The organism is Kitasatospora sp. NPDC056783 (assembly GCF_042789895.1).
In the GTDB taxonomy this organism is placed as follows: Bacteria; Actinomycetota; Actinomycetes; order Streptomycetales; family Streptomycetaceae; genus Kitasatospora.
Genome location: NZ_JBHUAF010000201.1, coordinates 1 through 14,968, shown reverse-complemented (window position 1 = coordinate 14,968; position 14,968 = coordinate 1). Strand labels below are relative to the sequence as shown.

Sequence of the window (14,968 nt, the reverse complement as noted above, 5' to 3'; positions counted from 1 at the left end):
GTGCGGGCCCCTGCGAGTGTGGCTCAGCCCACGGAGGAGTAGGCGATGATGCCGCGGCGGAGGCCGTCGACGGCCTTGCGGGCCGTCTTGCGGAGCTCGGCGTCCTCACCGGCGGCGTCCTGGATCTGCCCGAGGACGTCGATCAGCTGCTTGGTCCAGCGGACGAAGTCGCCGGCCGGCATGTCGGCGTCGCGCAGCACCTGGTCGAGGTTGTGGCCGAGCGCCCAGCGGTAGGCGACCCAGGCGAAGCCCAGGTCGGGCTCGCGCTGGCCGACGCCCTCGGCGGTGTTGATCCGGTGCTGCTCCTCCAGGGCGTCCAGGTGGCCCCAGATCCGGACCATCTTGCCGAGCGCTTCCTTGGCCGCGCCCTCCGGCACCCGGGGGGCGCCGGCGTCGTCGGACTGGCGCGCCTCGTACACCAGCGCCGAGGCGCAGGCGGCAAGTTCGGCGGCGGCCAGGCCGCTCCAGACGCCTTCGCGGATGCACTCGGAGGCGAGCAGGTCGAGTTCGCCGTAGAGCCGGCCGAGCCGCTTGCCGTCGTCGGTGACGGTGTCACCGCTGAGGTAGCCGAGGTCGGTGAGCAGCCCGCAGACCCGGTCGAAGGTGCGGGCGATGGTGTGGGTGCGCGAGCGCATCCGGCGTTCCAGCAACTCGGTGTCGCGGTGCAGCCGGTGGTAGCGCTCGGCCCAGCGGGCGTGGTCCTCGCGGTCGGAGCAGCCGTGGCACGGGTGCTGGCGCAGTTCGGCGCGCAGCCGGGTGATCTCCGGGTCGTCGGCGGCGGCCGCGCGGCCGCGCCGGAACCGGTCGGGCTCCAGGTGGCCGGCCTTGGTGCGCAGCGCCGAGGCGAGGTCGCGCCGGGACTGCGGGCTGCGCGGGTTGAAGGACTTGGGGATGCGCACCCGTTCGATCGCGGCGACCGGGTGCGGGAAGTCGATCATGGCGAGCCGCTTGACCTGCCGCTCGGCGGTGAGCACCACCGGGCGCGGGCCGTCCTGGTAGTCGGGGTGGCGCGGACCGCCCCGGCCGGAGCGGTTGACCGGCGGCAGGCCCGGGTCGAGGACCAGGGCGAGTCCGGCGAACTTGCCGGTGGGGACGTGGATGACGTCGCCCGGCTTGAGCTGCTCGATCGACTCGACGGCGGCCGCGCGGCGCTGGCTGCTGCCCTCCCGGGCGAGCTCGTTCTCGCGGTCCTTGAGCTTGCGGCGCAGCTCCATGTACGCGTCGAAGTCGCCGAGGTGGCAGGTCATCGACTCGCGGTAGCCCTCCAGCCCCTCCTCGTTGCGCTGCACCTGGCGGGCGATGCCGACCACCGAGCGGTCCGCCTGGAACTGGGCGAAGGACGTCTCCAGCAGCTCGCGCGAGCGGTGCCGGCCGAACTGGGAGACCAGGTTGACGGCCATGTTGTACGAGGGCCGGAACGAGGACTTCAGCGGGTAGGTGCGGGTGCCGGCCAGACCGGCCAGCGCCTCCGGGTCGAGGCCGCGCTGCCAGAGCACCACGGCGTGGCCCTCGATGTCGATGCCGCGCCGCCCGGCCCGGCCGGTGAGCTGGGTGTACTCGCCGGGGGTGATGTCGGCGTGGGTCTCGCCGTTCCACTTGACCAGCTTCTCCATGACCACCGAGCGGGCGGGCATGTTGATGCCGAGTGCCAGGGTCTCGGTCGCGAAAACGGCCTTGACCAGGCCCTTCACGAAGAGCTCCTCGACGACCTCCTTGAACCGGGGCAGCATCCCGGCGTGGTGGGCGGCGATGCCGCGCTCCAGCCCGTCCAGCCATTCGAAGTAGCCGAGGACGTGCAGGTCCTCGTCCGGGATGTCGGCGCAGCGCTCCTCGACGACGGCCCGGACCTGGGCGCGCTCGGAGTCCTTGTTGAGCCGCAGCCCGGAGCTGAGGCACTGCTGGACGGCGGCCTCGCAGCCGGCCCGGCTGAAGATGAAGGTGATCGCGGGCAGCAGGCCCTCGGCGTCGAGCCGGTCGATGACGTCCACCCGGCCCGGCGTCCAGACCTTGCCGGGACGGCCGTTGGGCATCGAGCGGCCCCGGCCGCGGCCGAAGCGGTCGCGCGGGTTGCGGTCGAGCTCGGAGCGGGCGAGCCGGACCAGCTCGGGGTTGACGGCCTTGCCCGGGTTCTTCAGGCTGTGCTTGGGGCGGCCGTCCCGGTCCGGGTCGGCGAACAGGTCGTACATCCGGTTGCCGGCCATCACGTGCTGCCACAGCGGCACCGGCCTGGTCTCGGAGACGATCACCTTGGTGCCGCCGCGCACGGTGTCCAGCCAGTCGCCGAACTCCTCGGCGTTGGAGACGGTCGCGGAGAGCGAGACGAGGGTGACCGACTCGGGGAGGTGGATGATGACCTCCTCCCAGACGGCGCCGCGGAAGCGGTCGGCGAGGTAGTGCACCTCGTCCATGACGACGTAGCCGAGGCCGTCGAGGGTGCTGGAGCCCGCGTAGAGCATGTTGCGCAGCACCTCGGTGGTCATGACCACCACGGGGGCGTCGCCGTTGACGGAGTTGTCGCCGGTGAGCAGGCCGACCTTGGCGGCGCCATAGCGCTTGACCAGGTCCCCGTACTTCTGGTTGGAGAGCGCCTTGATCGGCGTGGTGTAGAAGCACTTGCGGCCGGAGGCCAGGGCCAGGTGCACGGCGAACTCGCCGACGATGGTCTTCCCGGAGCCGGTGGGGGCGGCGACCAGGACGCCGGATCCGGCCTCCAGCGTCCGGCAGGCCTCCAGCTGGAAGTCGTCCAGCGGGAAGTCGTACAGCTGCTGGAAGCCGTGCAGGGCGGTGGCCTGCTCCTGGGCCCGGCGACGGCTGGCCGCGTACGCCTCGGCGGGGCTGAGCTCCTGGTCGTCCTGGGGCTCGGGCTGGGGGGTGTTCATCGCCGTCCGGGTGTGGTTGGTGTGATCTCGCATCTCAGCCAGAGGTTACCCGGGAGGGCTGACATCGATAGCACCGTTTTTCGGAGCCGGACGGTCCGCGGCCACTCAAGGCGCTTCTCAGCCCTTGAGCAGCTCCGCCAGCCCGTCCGCCAGCCGCTCGTACTCCCCCGCCCGGTTGTACAGCTGCGCGCTGATCCGCAGCACCCCGCCGCCGGCCCACGGGCGGACGGCGATCCGGGTGCCGAGCCGCTGCCACACCTCGGCCATCAGCGCCCGGACCTGCGCCTCGGTCTCGCCGTGCCCGGCCGGCAGCCGGACGGTGCGCATCCACACCCCGGCCGTCCCGGGCAGCGGCGCCAGGCCGGCCCGCTCGACGAGGGCCCGTCGGCCGTACCCGGCGAGCGCGGTGTTGTGCGCGGCCACCGCCGCGTGGCCGAGCTCGCGCAGCAGCGCGAAGCCGGCCGGGGCGGCCAGCCAGGGCGTGTAGTCACAGGTGCCGCGCCATTCGACGTTGCCCGGGAAGCCCTTGTCGTGCTCCCAGGAGAGGGCCAGCGGGCGCACCCGGCCGGTCCATTCGGGACGGACCGCGAGCACCCCGGTGGCGCGCGGGGCGAAGGCCCACTTGTGGAGGTTGCCGAACCAGAAGTCGGCGTTCGGGTCGATCGGGGCGGGGAACATGCCGGGCGCGTGGGCGCCGTCCACCACGGTGGTCACGCCGCGGGCGCGCAGTTCGGCGAGCAGGGCCGGGCCGGCCACCAGGCGGGCGGTGGGCGAGGTCAGCTGGTCCAGGATCGCGACGGTGGTGCGCTCGTCGACGGCGGCGAGCACCGCCTCGCGGACGGCGTGCTCGTCCGGGGCGTCCAGCGGCACCGGGGCCACCACCACCTCGGCGCCGGTCTCGGCGGCCTTGCGGGCCGCGGCCCGGGTCACCGCGCCATAGCCGTGGTCGGTGACCAGGATTCGGTCGCCGGGCGCGAGCGGGACGCTGTCCAGGGCGATCGCGGCCGCCTCGGTGACGTTGGCGACCAGCGCGAGCCGATCGGGGTCGGTGTCCAGCCCGGCGGCGATCAGGGCCCGGGCGGCGGCGACCCGGGCCGGGAGGTCGGCGAAGAAGCCGTCCGGGTCCCGCTCGTGCTCGACGCGCAGCCGCTCCTGGACCCGCTGGACGGGGACGGGCACGGCGCCGAAGGAGCCGTGGTTCAGGTGGGCGGTCCGCGACGACACGCTGAACAGCCCGTCGGCGGCCGGCAGCGGGGCCGGGGGTTCGGCGGTCCACAGGTCCTCGATCACGGCTTCCTCCGCTGGCCGGCCCGCCGATCACCACGGACCGGCGTGTGACATTTCACATGCCAGGCTAGTGGCCCGACCGTACGCCGCGCGACCACCCCGGCGCGCCCGGCCGCCGGCCCGGCCGCGGACCCGCCGGCGCACCGGCCCCGGCGGCCGTCGCCTGGGCCCTGTTCCCGGCCGCAGGCGGGCCGACCTTCCGGCTGCCGGTGGCCGTCGAGACCGTGGTCGAGCCGCTGGTCCGCGGCACCGGGGCGCTCGTCCTGCACGCCACCGGGCGCACCACCCTCGCCCTCGTGTGCGCCGCGCTGGTGGTGATCGGCGTGCGCCTGGACCACGCCACCCGCTGACGGCCGGACGACACCGCGGTTCCCGGTGCGCCGTACCGCGCGAAGGCCCCGGATCCCCCCGACGAAAAGGGATCCGGGGCCTGCTCAGGGGCCCGCGGCCGCTCAAGCGCCACCCGGGCCTGTCAGGCGCCCCGGCGCCTCAACGCCCCAGGCTGCGGGCCGTGCGCGCGGCGGCGACCGCCCCGACGGCGGCGATCGCGACGATCCCGAAGGCCATGTACCGGGCCGAGTCGACCGGGCGGTCCCCGCCCAGGCTGACCAGGGTGCCGGCCAGCGCCGAGGTCACCGAGATCGCGATCAGCTGGGTGGTGTTGATCGCCGCGGCCGCCTTGCCGCCCTCGGCCGGATCGCCGCTGCTGCGCATCGCGGCGACGCTCAGGTGCGGGAAGGCCAGCCCGATCCCGGTGCCGGCGCCGAACAGCGCCACCGCCCACAGCAGCACCCGCGGCCCAGAGGCGTGCCCGGTCTGCGTCAGCCCGTAGACCAGCAGGCCGGCGAGCAGCACCAGCGGGGCGACCCGGATCGCCAGAGCCCGGCCGCGCGCGGACTCGATCCCGACGCTGAACAGCTGCGCTGTGGTCCAGCCGGCGGAGGTCGTGGCACCGAGGAACCCGGCCATCAGCGGGCCGAGGCCGCCCAGTTGCTGGCCGAACAGCGGGATGAAGTTCTCCGCGACCACGCCCGCGCAGAGCACCGCGACGGTCAGGTAGAGCCACTTCAGCGGGCTTCCGGCCCGGTACGTCCGCTGCGGCAGCACCGTCGCGGCCCCGCGCCGCTCGGCCGCCACGAAGCCGATCAGCAGCGCCAGCCCGGCGAGCAGGCAGACCGCCGTCGGCCAGCCGCTCGGCACGGTCGAACTGACGCTGAAAGCGGCCGCCGCCAGGGTGAGCAGCAGCAGCGAGGCCAGCGGCACCGGGCCGCTGCCCTGCCCCGCGCCGGAGCGCCCTGGCAGCACCCGGCGGGCCAGCCCCGCCAGCACCAGCGCGGCGACCAGCAGCAGCCCGTAGCCCCAGCGCCAGGCCCCGAGTTGGGCGAACAGCCCGCCGAGCGACGGCCCGACCAGGGTGCCGACGCCCCACATCGCGGAGACCAGCCCGGCGCCCCGGGTCCACAGCCGCTCCGGCAGCGCGCTGCGGATCACCGCGTAGCCGAGCCCGGACAGGAGTCCGCCGCCGAGCCCCTGCACCACCCGGCCGAGGATCAGCGCCGCCATCGACGGGCTGAGCGCGTTGACCGCGGCGCCCGCGCCGAACACCAGGAAGCCCAGGACGTAGGCGCGGGCGGCGCCGAGCCGGTCCAGCAGCCGGCTGACCAGCATCGAGGCGATGACGGCGGCCATCAGGAAGCCGGTGGCCACCCACGCGTAGTACCGCTCGCCGCCGATTTCGCCGACGATCGAGGGCATCAGCGCGGCGGTGAAGTAGAGGTTCATCGCGTACAGCGCGACGCCGCCCGCCAGGATCGAGGCGGAGGCGGCGTACCGGCGGGAGAAGAGTTCGCCCCACCCGCCGGAGGATCCGCCGGACGGCGACTCCGCCGGGTAACTGCCCAGCTCGGCATGGTCGGTACCGTTCTTCACGGCTGATGATTCGGTCACGTCCGGTACGCTAGGACTTCAAGATAACTTGAAGTCAAGGAGTCGGCATGACCACCGCCCCGGTCGATCTGCTGAGCGTCGGCGAGGTGGCCCGGCGGGCCGGCATCGCCACCTCGGCGGTGCGCTTCTACGAGGACCAGGGGCTGATCTCCTCCGAGCGCACCGCGGGCAACCAGCGGCGCTACCGGCGGCACGTGCTGCGCCGGATCTCGCTCATCCTGGTCGCCAAGCGGCTCGGCATCCCGCTCGCCGAGGTAGCCGAGGCCTTCACCGGGCTGCCGGAGGACCGGATGCCGGCCAAGCACGACTGGGAGCGCATCTCCCGGCACTGGGCCGAGCAGCTGCGCACCCGCCGGATCGAGCTGGAGCGGCTGGAGGGCGAGCTGACCGGCTGCATCGGCTGCGGCTGCGTGTCGCTGCGCCGCTGCCGGGTGCTCAACCCGGGCGACGAACTGGCCGCCGAGGGCCCGGGGCCGCGTCTGCTGCTGCCGGAGGAGGGGCCGTCGCCCGCCGAGGAGTGAGTCGGGGAGCGCGGGGGTCGGGGAGCGCGGGGGTCGGGGAGCGCGGGGGTCGGGGAGCGAGGGGGTCGGGGAGCGAGGGAACGGCCCGGCCGGACGCGGCCCTCGCAGGGTTCCCCGCCGCGTCCGACCGGGGGTCTCGGTGTCCGGCCCGGCCCTCAGGGACGGGTCGGACGGGATGGCGCGCCGTACGGCACACTCCCACGGCACCAGGCGGCACACTCGACGGCGCACCGCATGATCAGTAACATAGTAATGTGAAATTGCACAGCGCAAGAGGTGGCGCCATCCGTTACCGAGCTGTGTCCGTGCCCCCGCATCCCCCCAGCCCCGTCTAGGAGTTCACCGGTGACCCTGCCCCCGACCGGCCTGAACACCGGGAGCCACGACCTCCCGGTCTCCCCCGCCCTCGCCTCGTTCATGGGCGCCCACTGGACCGCCACCCCGCTCCCCGCCGACCGGCGCGTCCCCGGCTACGACCGCTTCCCCGGCCGCCGCGCCCGGCTCTCCGCCGCCTTCCCCGGCGAGCGGCTGATCGTCCCGGCCGGCCGGCTCAAGGTCCGCTGCAACGACCTCGACTACCGCTTCCGCCCGCACAGCGCGTACGTCTGGCTCACCGGCCTCACCGGCGAGGACCAGGCCGACCACGTCCTGGTCCTCGAACCGGCCGGCCCCGAAGGCCACGAGCCGGTCCTCTACCTGCGCCCCCGCTCCCCGCGCGACGGCGGCGAGTTCTACCGCGACCGCCGCTACGGCGAGTTCTGGGTCGGGGCCCGGCCCGACCTCGCCGAGGCGGCCCGGCTCACCGGAGTGCGCACCGAACACCTCGACGACCTCGGCAAGCTGCTCTCCGGCCCGCAGCCGCCGACCCGGGTCCTCGCCGACACCGACCCGCTGGTCGACGAGGCCACCGAGCGGCGCGGGCCGTCCGCGCGGGACGGCGAACTGGCCGCCGTCCTCTCCGAGTTGCGCCTGGTCAAGGACGAGTGGGAGATCGGCCAGCTGCAACTGGCCGTCGACCACACCACCACCGGCTTCGAGGACGTCGTCCGCGCCCTGCCCACCGCGCTGCGCCACCACCGCGGCGAACGCTGGATCGAGGGCGTCTTCGACCTGCGCGCCCGCGCCGAGGGCAACGGCACCTCCTACACCACCATCGCCGCCTCCGGCGCCCACGCCTGCGTCCTGCACTGGATCCGCAACGACGGCGCCCTCGACCCGAACTCCCTGCTGCTGCTGGACGCCGGCGTCGAGACCGACACCCTCTACGCCGCCGACATCACCCGCACCCTCCCGCTCAGCGGCACCTTCACCCCGGTCCAGCGCCAGGCCTACGACCTCGTCCTCGCCGCCCAGAGCGCCGGCATCGCCGCCCTGCGCCCCGGCGCCCGGTTCCGCGACTTCCACCGCGCGGCGATGCGGGTGATCGCCGAGGGCCTCGCCGACTGGGGCGTCCTGCCCGTGTCCGCCGAGGAGGCCCTCGCCGAGGACAACGGCCTGTACCGCCGCTACACCCTCTGCGGCAGCGGCCACATGCTCGGCCTCGACTACCACGACTGCGCCAAGTCCCGCGCCGACCGCTACGTCGACGGCACCCTGGAGGAGGGCATGGTCCTCACCGTCGAACCCGGCCTCTACCTCCAGCCCGACGACGAGACCCTCCCCGCCGAACTCCGCGGCCTCGGCATCCGCGTCGAGGACGACCTGGTCATCACCGAGGACGGCGCCCGCCTGATGTCCGGCGCCCTGCCCAGGGCGGCCGCGGACATCGAGTCCTGGATGGCCGCCCTGCTCGGCTGAGGCGGCAGCGGACGATCAAGCCGCCTTGATCGTCCGCCCCCCGCCGGACGGCACGTCCGCCCCCGGCGGGCTACCCCCGCGCCGCCCGCCACAGCTCCGTGACGATCGCCTCCGCCGGCCCGGACCGCGCCAGGTGGTGCGCCGTGCCGGCCCAGAGGTGCATGGCGTCGGTGTCGCCCCGGCGGGCGGCGGCGGTGCGCAGGGGGGCGGTGAGGTGGTGGACCTCGGGGTAGGCCGCCGGGGCGTACGGGCCGTAGCGGTCGATGAAGGCGTTGCGCAGGCCGCGGGCCGGGCGGCCGGTGAAGGCCCGGGTGACGGCCGTCTCCGGAAGCTCGGTGAGCGCCGCCCGATGCGCGGCCGAGGCGCCGGACTCGTCCGCCCGCAGCAGCGCCGTGCCCAGCTGCACCGCCACCGCCCCCGCCCGCAGCGCCGCAGCGACGGCCGGGCCGTCGCCGAGCCCGCCGGCGGCGACCAGCGGCAGCGCCGTCACCTCCCGTACGGCGGGCAGCAGTTCGAGCAGCGGCAGCTCTCCCGGCCGGTCCGTCACCCGGTGGGTGCTCCGGTGCCCGCCCGCCTCCGGGCCCTGCACGCACAGCGCGTCCATCCCGAGGGCCTCCGCCGCCCGCGCCTCCCCCGGCGTGGTGACGGTGGCGATCTGGGTCGTCCCGGCGGCCCGCAGCGCCGCCGCCTCCGCCGCCGTCGGCAGCCCGAAGGTGTACGACACCACCGGCACCGGGTCCGCGAGCAGCAGGGCGAGCTTGGCCTCCCAGCCGTCCCGGTCCGGCCCGATCTCCTCCGGCAGCGCCACGCCCCACCGCTCGGCCTCGGGCCGCAGCCGCTCCCGGTAGGCGTCGACCACCGCGCGGTCCGCGGGCGCGCCCGGCACGAAGAGGTTCACCCCGTACGGCCGGTCGGTCGCCTTCCGCACGGCGGCGATCTGCTCGGCCAGCGCCTCGACGGTCTTCATCCCGGCGGCCAGGAACCCCAGCCCGCCGGCCCGGTTCACCGCCGCGGCCAGCTCGGGCGTCGAGGGGCCGCCCGCCATCGGGGCGGCGATCACCGGTACGGCGAGATCGTCGAGTCGGACGGGCATCGGGCGCTCCTCACACTGCCACCGGCACGGAACACCCTCACCCTACGCTCAGCGGATCAGCCCCCGCCGCCGCGCCTCCCGCACCGCCGCGGTGCGCGAGTCCACCCCCAACTTGGTGTAGATGTGCACCAGATGGGACTTCACCGTCGCCTGGCTCAGGTGCAGCCGCTGGCTGACCTGCTGGTTGGTCAGCCCGTCCGCGACCAGCCCCAGCACCTCGGTCTCCCGGGCGCTGAGCGCCGCCGCCGGCGTCCGCATCCGCTCCAGCAGCCGGTCCGCCACGCTGGACGCGAGCGCGCTGCGCCCGGCCGCGGCGGCCCGTACGGCCTGGGCCAGTTCCTCCGGCGGCGCGTCCTTCAGCAGGTAGCCGGTGGCGCCCGCCTCCAGGGCCGGCAGGGTGTCCGCGTCGGTGTCGTAGGTGGTGACGACCAGCACCCGGGGCGCGCCCGCCCTGGCGGTGATCGCCGCCGTGGCCTGCGCCCCGGTCATCGCCGCCCCCGGCCCGAACCGGAGGTCCATCAGCACCACGTCCACGCCCGGCTCCGCCGCCAGCTCGACGGCCCGCTCGGCGGTGGCCGCCTCCGCCACGATGGCGAAGTCCGGCTCGCACTCCAGCACCGCCCGCAGTCCGGCCCGCACCACCGGGTGGTCGTCGGCGATCAGCAGCCGGATCACGAGGCCGCCTCCGGGCCGACCGGCAGCTGTACCGCCACGGTCGTCCCCTGCCCGGGCGCCGACTCCACCGTGAAGCCGCCGCCGAGCGCCCGCGCCCGGGCCCGCATCGAGGGCAGCCCGAATCCGCCGTCCCCGCCGGTGCGGCCCGCGACCGCCGCCGGGTCGAACCCGGCCCCGTCGTCGAACACGTCCAGCGCCACTTCGCCCTCCATGTAGCTGAGAGTCACCTCGGCGCGCGCGGCCCCCGCGTGCCGGACGGTGTTGCCGAGCGCCGACTGCGCGATCCGCAGCAGCGCGACCTCCTGCGCGGCCGGCAGCCGGACCGGGCGGCCGGAGACGTGCAGGTGGACGGGCAGCGCGCCGTGCGCCGTCGTCGTCGCGCACAGCCGTTCCAGCGCGACCGGCAGCGGATCGCCGTCCAGCGCGGGCGGGGTGAGCGCCCGGACGAAGCTCCGGGCCTCCTCCAGGTTGTCCTGGGCGGCCTGCCGCGCCTGCTCGACGTACCCGGCGGCGGCCTCGGTTCGCTCGGGCAGGGCCCGCTGGGCCGCCCGCAGCAGCAGTTGGATGGAGCTGAGGCCCTGCGCGAGGGTGTCGTGGATCTCCCGGGCGAGCCGCTCGCGCTCGGCGAGCACCCCGGCCGCGTGGTGCGCGGAGGCGAGGTCGGCACGGGCGGCGGTCAGCTCGTCGATCAGCCGGCGCCGCTCCTCGCTCTCCCGGTACAGCGCCTGGTAGCCGAGCACGGTGGCGGTGGCGACGGCCGCGCCGAGCGCGGGCCCGATCGAGGCGGCGAGGCTGAAGCTGTGCTGGTGCCAGGACCACGCGGCGATCGCCGCGGCGGCGGTCAGCCCGACGGCCACCGGCCCGCCGCGCCGCCCCAGCAGGTGCAGTTCCAGGAAGTACAGCGGGAACGCCAGCCAGACCCCGTCCTGGGTGGCGAGCAGCACGCCCGCCCAGGTGACGCCGAGCAGCGCCAGCCAGAGCGCGGCCGCCCGGCGCGAGCGGCGGACGGCGGCCAGCTGCGGCCCGACGGTGTAGACGGCGGCCATCGCGGTGGCCGCGGCGGCGACGGCGGCCGGATCGCCGCCCCGCTCGGCGAAGACGGCCCGGGCGACGGCGAGCGCCAGCAGGCCCGCCACGAGCAGGTGCAGGCAGACCTGGAGGACGCGGGCGACGGGGGTGGTTCTGGATCGTTCGGTCGCCATCCGTCCAGGTTAAGTTCTGCGCCCGGCGCACGGCATCAATCAAAAGGTTGAACTCGGCGTCTGCCCTTTGATGCCCAGGATGCAATCCCCGGCGCGATGCCTCCGGGGCCCTCGATCCACGACGGTGGAAGCGTCGGAAAGTCCACCCCTCGGGAAAGGCCCATCGTTGTTCGTCGCCTGGAGGGACCTGAGGTTCGCCAAGGGCCGGTTCGCCCTGATGGGGACCGTCATCGTGCTGATCACCGTCCTGGTCGGCCTGCTGTCCGGACTGACCGCCGGGCTCGGCCGCCAGAACATCTCCGCCATCACCGGCCTGTCCGCCGACCACCTGGTGTTCGGCAGACCGGCCGAAGGGCAGAAGCTCTCCTTCACCGACTCCCAGGTCACCCCCGACCAGTGGCAGGCCTGGGCCCGCGAGCCCGGCGTCACCTCCGCCCAGCCGCTCGGCATCACCACCACCAAGGCCGCCGCCGGGAAGCGCACCGCCGCGCTCTCCGCCTTCGGCGTCCCGGACGGCTCCGGGCTCGCCCCGCGGGGCGCCCTGATCGCCCCCGGCCAGGCGGTGCTGTCCAGGACCGCCGCCGAGAACCTGGGCGGCCTCGCCCCCGGCGCCGACTTCACGCTGGCCGGGCACCCCCTGCGGGTCGCCGCTGTCGAGGGCGACGCCGCGTACAGCCACACCCCGGTGATCTGGACCAGCCTCGGCGACTGGCAGCAGGCCGCGCCCGGCGGCGCCGGCCACGCCACCGTCATCGCGCTCGACACCGCGAAGGGCGCCGACCTCGCCGCCGCCGACGCCCGCCACGGGACCGAGACCCGCACCCGCGACGACGCACTCGCCGCGATCGGCTCCTACACCTCGGAGAACGGCTCCCTCCAGCTGATGCGCGGCTTCCTGTTCGCCATCTCGGCCCTGGTGATCGGCGCGTTCTTCACCGTCTGGACGATCCAGCGCAGCGGCGACATCGCCGTCCTCAAGGCCCTCGGCGCCTCCACCCGCTACCTGCTGCGCGACGCCCTCGGCCAGGCCGTCCTCCTGCTGGTGCTCGGCACCGTCCTCGGCACCGCGATCGCCCTCGGCGCCGGCTCGCTGATCGGCTCCGCCGTCCCCTTCGTGCTGGACGCCCCGACCCTCCTGCTGCCCGCCACCGTCATGATCGCCCTCGGCGCGATCGGCGCGGCCCTGTCCATCCGCCGGATCACCTCCGTCGACCCGCTGACCGCCCTGGGGAGCGCCCGATGAGTCTCGTGCTCGACCGCATCACCCTCACCTACCCGGACGGCGACGGCCGGCTCACGGCCCTCGACCAGGTCTCGCTGACCGTCCCCAAGGGCTCGGTCACGGCCGTCGTCGGCCCCTCCGGCTCCGGCAAGTCCAGCCTGCTGGCGGTGGCCGCCACCCTGATCGGCCCGGACTCCGGGCAGGTCGTCATCGACGGCACCGACACCGCGGGCCTCGACCGGGCCGACCTCACCGCGCTGCGCCGCACCAGGATCGGCATCGTCTTCCAGCAGGCCAACCTGCTGCCCTCGCTCACCGCCGCGGAGCAGTTGCAGGTGATGGCCCACCTCGACGGCCGCTCCCCGCGCTCCGCCCTGCCCCGCGCCCTGGAACTCCTGGACGCCGTCGGGCTGCGCGACCAGGCCGCCCGCCGCCCGCACCAGCTCTCCGGCGGCCAGCGCCAGCGGGTCAACATCGCCCGCGCCCTGATGAACGACCCCACCGTGCTCCTGGTGGACGAACCCACCAGCGCCCTCGACCACGAACGCGGCGCGGCGGTCCTGGACCTGCTCACCGACCTCACCCACCGCCGGGCCACCGCCACCGTCCTGGTCACCCACGACCGCACCCACCTGACGGCCGTCGACCAGATCGCCGAGGTCCGGGACGGCCGGCTGACCCTGCCCGCAGCGGCGGTCTGACCTACTTCTTGGCCGTCAGCACGTCGTCCACCGAGAGCGTCACCGACGCGCCGATCGACTCCGGCAGGGTGAAGGACTGCCCGGGGTGGTGGACGGCGTGCACCCGGTACTCGCCGTCCTCGGGGTCGGTCAGCACCATCACGCGCTGGTTCGTCCGGTCCACGATGACGTAGACGGGAACCCCTGCTGACGCATAGGCAGCGGGCTTCTTCTTCAGGTCGTCGCCAAAGTCGGAGGAGGTCACCTCCAGCACCAGGCGAAAGACCGCCGGGTCGTAGCAGTTGTGCTCGATCAACCGATCATCGCTGTACGCGTCAAGGATCGACAGGTCGGGGATCGCGAAGTCGGACGGGCCGCCCGGCAGCCAGATGCCCACGTTCTGGAGGACCTCGGCTTCGTCCTCGTCGAGACCGGCGGCGAACAGCGTGCGCATGAGCCTGGTCAGCGATCGGCCGTGCTTGATGTTCGGTGGCGGCGTCACGGTGATCTGGCTCCCGATGATCTCGACCCGATAGCCAGGGAACTGCTCGGAAATCAGTTCGGCGGCTTCGAGCAGCGTCGGCTGCTCCATGGGCTCTTCCACTGCTGCGGCGGACATGGAATTCCTCCTGGCTGCCGATGTCGAGAACATCATCGTAGGGCCCGGGCACCTTCCGGCGCCTGATCCCCGCCCTTCACCCGAACGGGCGGTTCGGTCCCTACCGGGAGCGCAGCCGCAGCACCGGGGGCTCCGGTTCGGCGGACTTCTCCTCGCCGGCCCACAGGGAGCGGACGTGGCTGAGGTGGCGGGTCATGCAGGCCTCCGCCGCCTCCGCGTCGCCGGAGAGCATCAGGTCCAGCAGCTCCAGGTGCTCCTCCGCCGAGGAGACCAGCTGCCCCAGCTCGTCCAGCCGCGTCAGCCCGTACAGCCGGGACCGCTTGCGAAGGTCCCCGACCACGTCGACCAGCCGGGAGTTGCCGGCCAGCCCGAGCAGGTCCAGGTGGAACTGGCGGTCGGCCTCCAGGTAGCCGATCAGGTCGTGCTTGCGCGCCGCCGCGACGATCGCCTCGGCCTGCGGGCGCAGCCGCTCCAGCTGCTCCTCGGTGGCGGTGCGCGCGACCCGGCCGACGGTCGGGACCTCGATCAGGGCGCGGATCTCGGTGTAGTCGTCCAGGTCCCGCTCGGTGAGCTCGGTGACCCGGAAGCCCTTGTTGCGGACGGCCTCGACCAGGCCCTCGCGGGTGAGGTCGAGCATGGCCTCGCGGACCGGGGTCGCGGAGACGCCGAAGTCGGCGGCGAGCGCGGGGGCGGAGTAGACGACGCCGGGGCGCAGTTCGCCGGAGATCAGGGCCGCCCGGAGTGCGTGGGCGACCTGGTCGCGAAGCCGCTCCTGGACGGAGATCAGGGTGCGGGATTTGAGGTCGGCCATGGTGTTCCTCCGGATGGGTGCAGAACACCAGCGTACAATGTCACGTTACGTTGCGTACGCAACCGTCAGTGATTCGAGCACCCGTCGGCCCGGCCCCGCGACACCCAAAAGCCGTGGTGGCGGCGGCCCGCGGCCCCGGGGGCGGCCCGCGCCGCCCGCGCCGCCCCCCCCCCCCCGCGCGGAGCCCCCCGGAGATACGCCCACCCGGGGGGCCACGAGGGCCCCCCCGGGCCCC

At 74.5% G+C, this 14,968-nt stretch carries 12 protein-coding genes and 1 pseudogene; 5 read left to right on the top strand and 8 right to left on the bottom strand.

Going from position 1 to position 14,968, the window contains the following annotated elements:
• Positions 1 to 23 precede the first annotated feature (23 nt).
• Complete coding sequence (locus ACFRMQ_RS25350; protein WP_380732911.1) at positions 24 to 2,879, bottom strand: DEAD/DEAH box helicase; 2,856 nt, start codon at positions 2,877 to 2,879, stop codon at positions 24 to 26.
• Positions 2,880 to 2,996: 117 nt separating this feature from the next.
• On the bottom strand, positions 2,997 to 4,169 hold the full coding sequence (locus ACFRMQ_RS25345; RefSeq protein ID WP_380732910.1) for an aminotransferase class V-fold PLP-dependent enzyme: 1,173 nt from the start codon (positions 4,167 to 4,169) through the stop codon (positions 2,997 to 2,999).
• 146 nt (positions 4,170 to 4,315) lie between these two features.
• Between ACFRMQ_RS25345 and ACFRMQ_RS25340 the strand changes: the two are divergent.
• Positions 4,316 to 4,516, top strand: a pseudogene (locus ACFRMQ_RS25340) (DUF2568 domain-containing protein); the annotation flags it as partial.
• Positions 4,517 to 4,655: 139 nt separating this feature from the next.
• On the opposite strand, the gene ACFRMQ_RS25335 reads toward ACFRMQ_RS25340, so the two are convergent.
• Positions 4,656 to 6,113, bottom strand: a complete 1,458-nt coding sequence (locus tag ACFRMQ_RS25335) for an MFS transporter (RefSeq protein ID WP_380732909.1) — start codon at positions 6,111 to 6,113, stop codon at positions 4,656 to 4,658.
• A 47-nt stretch (positions 6,114 to 6,160) separates the two neighbouring features.
• On the opposite strand from ACFRMQ_RS25335, the gene soxR reads away from it, so the two are divergent.
• A complete protein-coding gene (gene soxR / locus ACFRMQ_RS25330; protein WP_380732908.1) occupies positions 6,161 to 6,634 on the top strand; it encodes a redox-sensitive transcriptional activator SoxR in 474 nt (157 codons plus the stop codon).
• A 345-nt stretch (positions 6,635 to 6,979) separates the two neighbouring features.
• On the top strand, positions 6,980 to 8,431 hold the full coding sequence (locus ACFRMQ_RS25325) for an aminopeptidase P family protein (protein WP_380732907.1): 1,452 nt from the start codon (positions 6,980 to 6,982) through the stop codon (positions 8,429 to 8,431).
• A 70-nt stretch (positions 8,432 to 8,501) separates the two neighbouring features.
• On the opposite strand, the gene ACFRMQ_RS25320 is transcribed toward ACFRMQ_RS25325, so the two are convergent.
• From ACFRMQ_RS25320 to ACFRMQ_RS25310, 3 genes are read right to left on the bottom strand one after another with little or no spacing between them, the layout of a single operon-like run.
• Positions 8,502 to 9,524, bottom strand: coding sequence for a nitronate monooxygenase (locus ACFRMQ_RS25320; protein WP_380732906.1), 1,023 nt, complete (start codon positions 9,522 to 9,524; stop codon positions 8,502 to 8,504).
• Between the two features lie 48 nt (positions 9,525 to 9,572).
• Positions 9,573 to 10,199 carry a response regulator transcription factor gene (locus ACFRMQ_RS25315; RefSeq protein WP_380732905.1) on the bottom strand — a complete coding sequence of 209 codons (627 nt, stop codon included), beginning with the start codon at positions 10,197 to 10,199 and terminating at the stop codon, positions 9,573 to 9,575.
• A complete protein-coding gene (locus tag ACFRMQ_RS25310) occupies positions 10,196 to 11,401 on the bottom strand; it encodes a sensor histidine kinase (RefSeq protein ID WP_380732904.1) in 1,206 nt (401 codons plus the stop codon). The genes ACFRMQ_RS25315 and ACFRMQ_RS25310 overlap by 4 nt, the downstream gene beginning before the upstream one ends.
• Before the next feature lie 166 nt (positions 11,402 to 11,567).
• On the opposite strand from ACFRMQ_RS25310, the gene ACFRMQ_RS25305 reads away from it, so the two are divergent.
• Both ACFRMQ_RS25305 and ACFRMQ_RS25300 read left to right on the top strand, forming a co-directional pair.
• Entirely contained in the window at positions 11,568 to 12,644 is a 1,077-nt protein-coding gene (locus ACFRMQ_RS25305; RefSeq protein WP_380732903.1) for an ABC transporter permease, read from the top strand.
• On the top strand, positions 12,641 to 13,324 hold the full coding sequence (locus ACFRMQ_RS25300) for an ABC transporter ATP-binding protein (RefSeq protein ID WP_380732902.1): 684 nt from the start codon (positions 12,641 to 12,643) through the stop codon (positions 13,322 to 13,324). The genes ACFRMQ_RS25305 and ACFRMQ_RS25300 overlap by 4 nt, the downstream gene beginning before the upstream one ends.
• 1 nt (position 13,325) lies before the next feature.
• Here the strand turns inward: ACFRMQ_RS25300 and ACFRMQ_RS25295 are convergent, their stop codons facing one another.
• On the bottom strand, positions 13,326 to 13,922 hold the full coding sequence (locus tag ACFRMQ_RS25295) for a Uma2 family endonuclease (protein ID WP_380732901.1): 597 nt from the start codon (positions 13,920 to 13,922) through the stop codon (positions 13,326 to 13,328).
• A gap of 100 nt (positions 13,923 to 14,022) precedes the next feature.
• On the bottom strand, positions 14,023 to 14,733 hold the full coding sequence (locus ACFRMQ_RS25290; RefSeq protein WP_380732900.1) for a GntR family transcriptional regulator: 711 nt from the start codon (positions 14,731 to 14,733) through the stop codon (positions 14,023 to 14,025).
• Positions 14,734 to 14,968: the final 235 nt, after the last annotated feature.

Excerpts from the sequence above, each read along its gene's own strand:
- ACFRMQ_RS25350 (WP_380732911.1), bottom strand. The coding sequence starts at position 2,879 with ATGAACACCCCCCAGCCCGAGCCCCAGGACGACCAGGAGCTCAGCCCC.
- soxR (WP_380732908.1), top strand. The coding sequence starts at position 6,161 with ATGACCACCGCCCCGGTCGATCTGCTGAGCGTCGGCGAGGTGGCCCGG.
- ACFRMQ_RS25295 (WP_380732901.1), bottom strand. The coding sequence starts at position 13,922 with ATGTCCGCCGCAGCAGTGGAAGAGCCCATGGAGCAGCCGACGCTGCTC.
- ACFRMQ_RS25310 (WP_380732904.1), bottom strand. The coding sequence starts at position 11,401 with ATGGCGACCGAACGATCCAGAACCACCCCCGTCGCCCGCGTCCTCCAG.
- ACFRMQ_RS25290 (WP_380732900.1), bottom strand. The coding sequence starts at position 14,733 with ATGGCCGACCTCAAATCCCGCACCCTGATCTCCGTCCAGGAGCGGCTT.
- ACFRMQ_RS25320 (WP_380732906.1), bottom strand. The coding sequence starts at position 9,524 with ATGCCCGTCCGACTCGACGATCTCGCCGTACCGGTGATCGCCGCCCCG.
- ACFRMQ_RS25300 (WP_380732902.1), top strand. The coding sequence starts at position 12,641 with ATGAGTCTCGTGCTCGACCGCATCACCCTCACCTACCCGGACGGCGAC.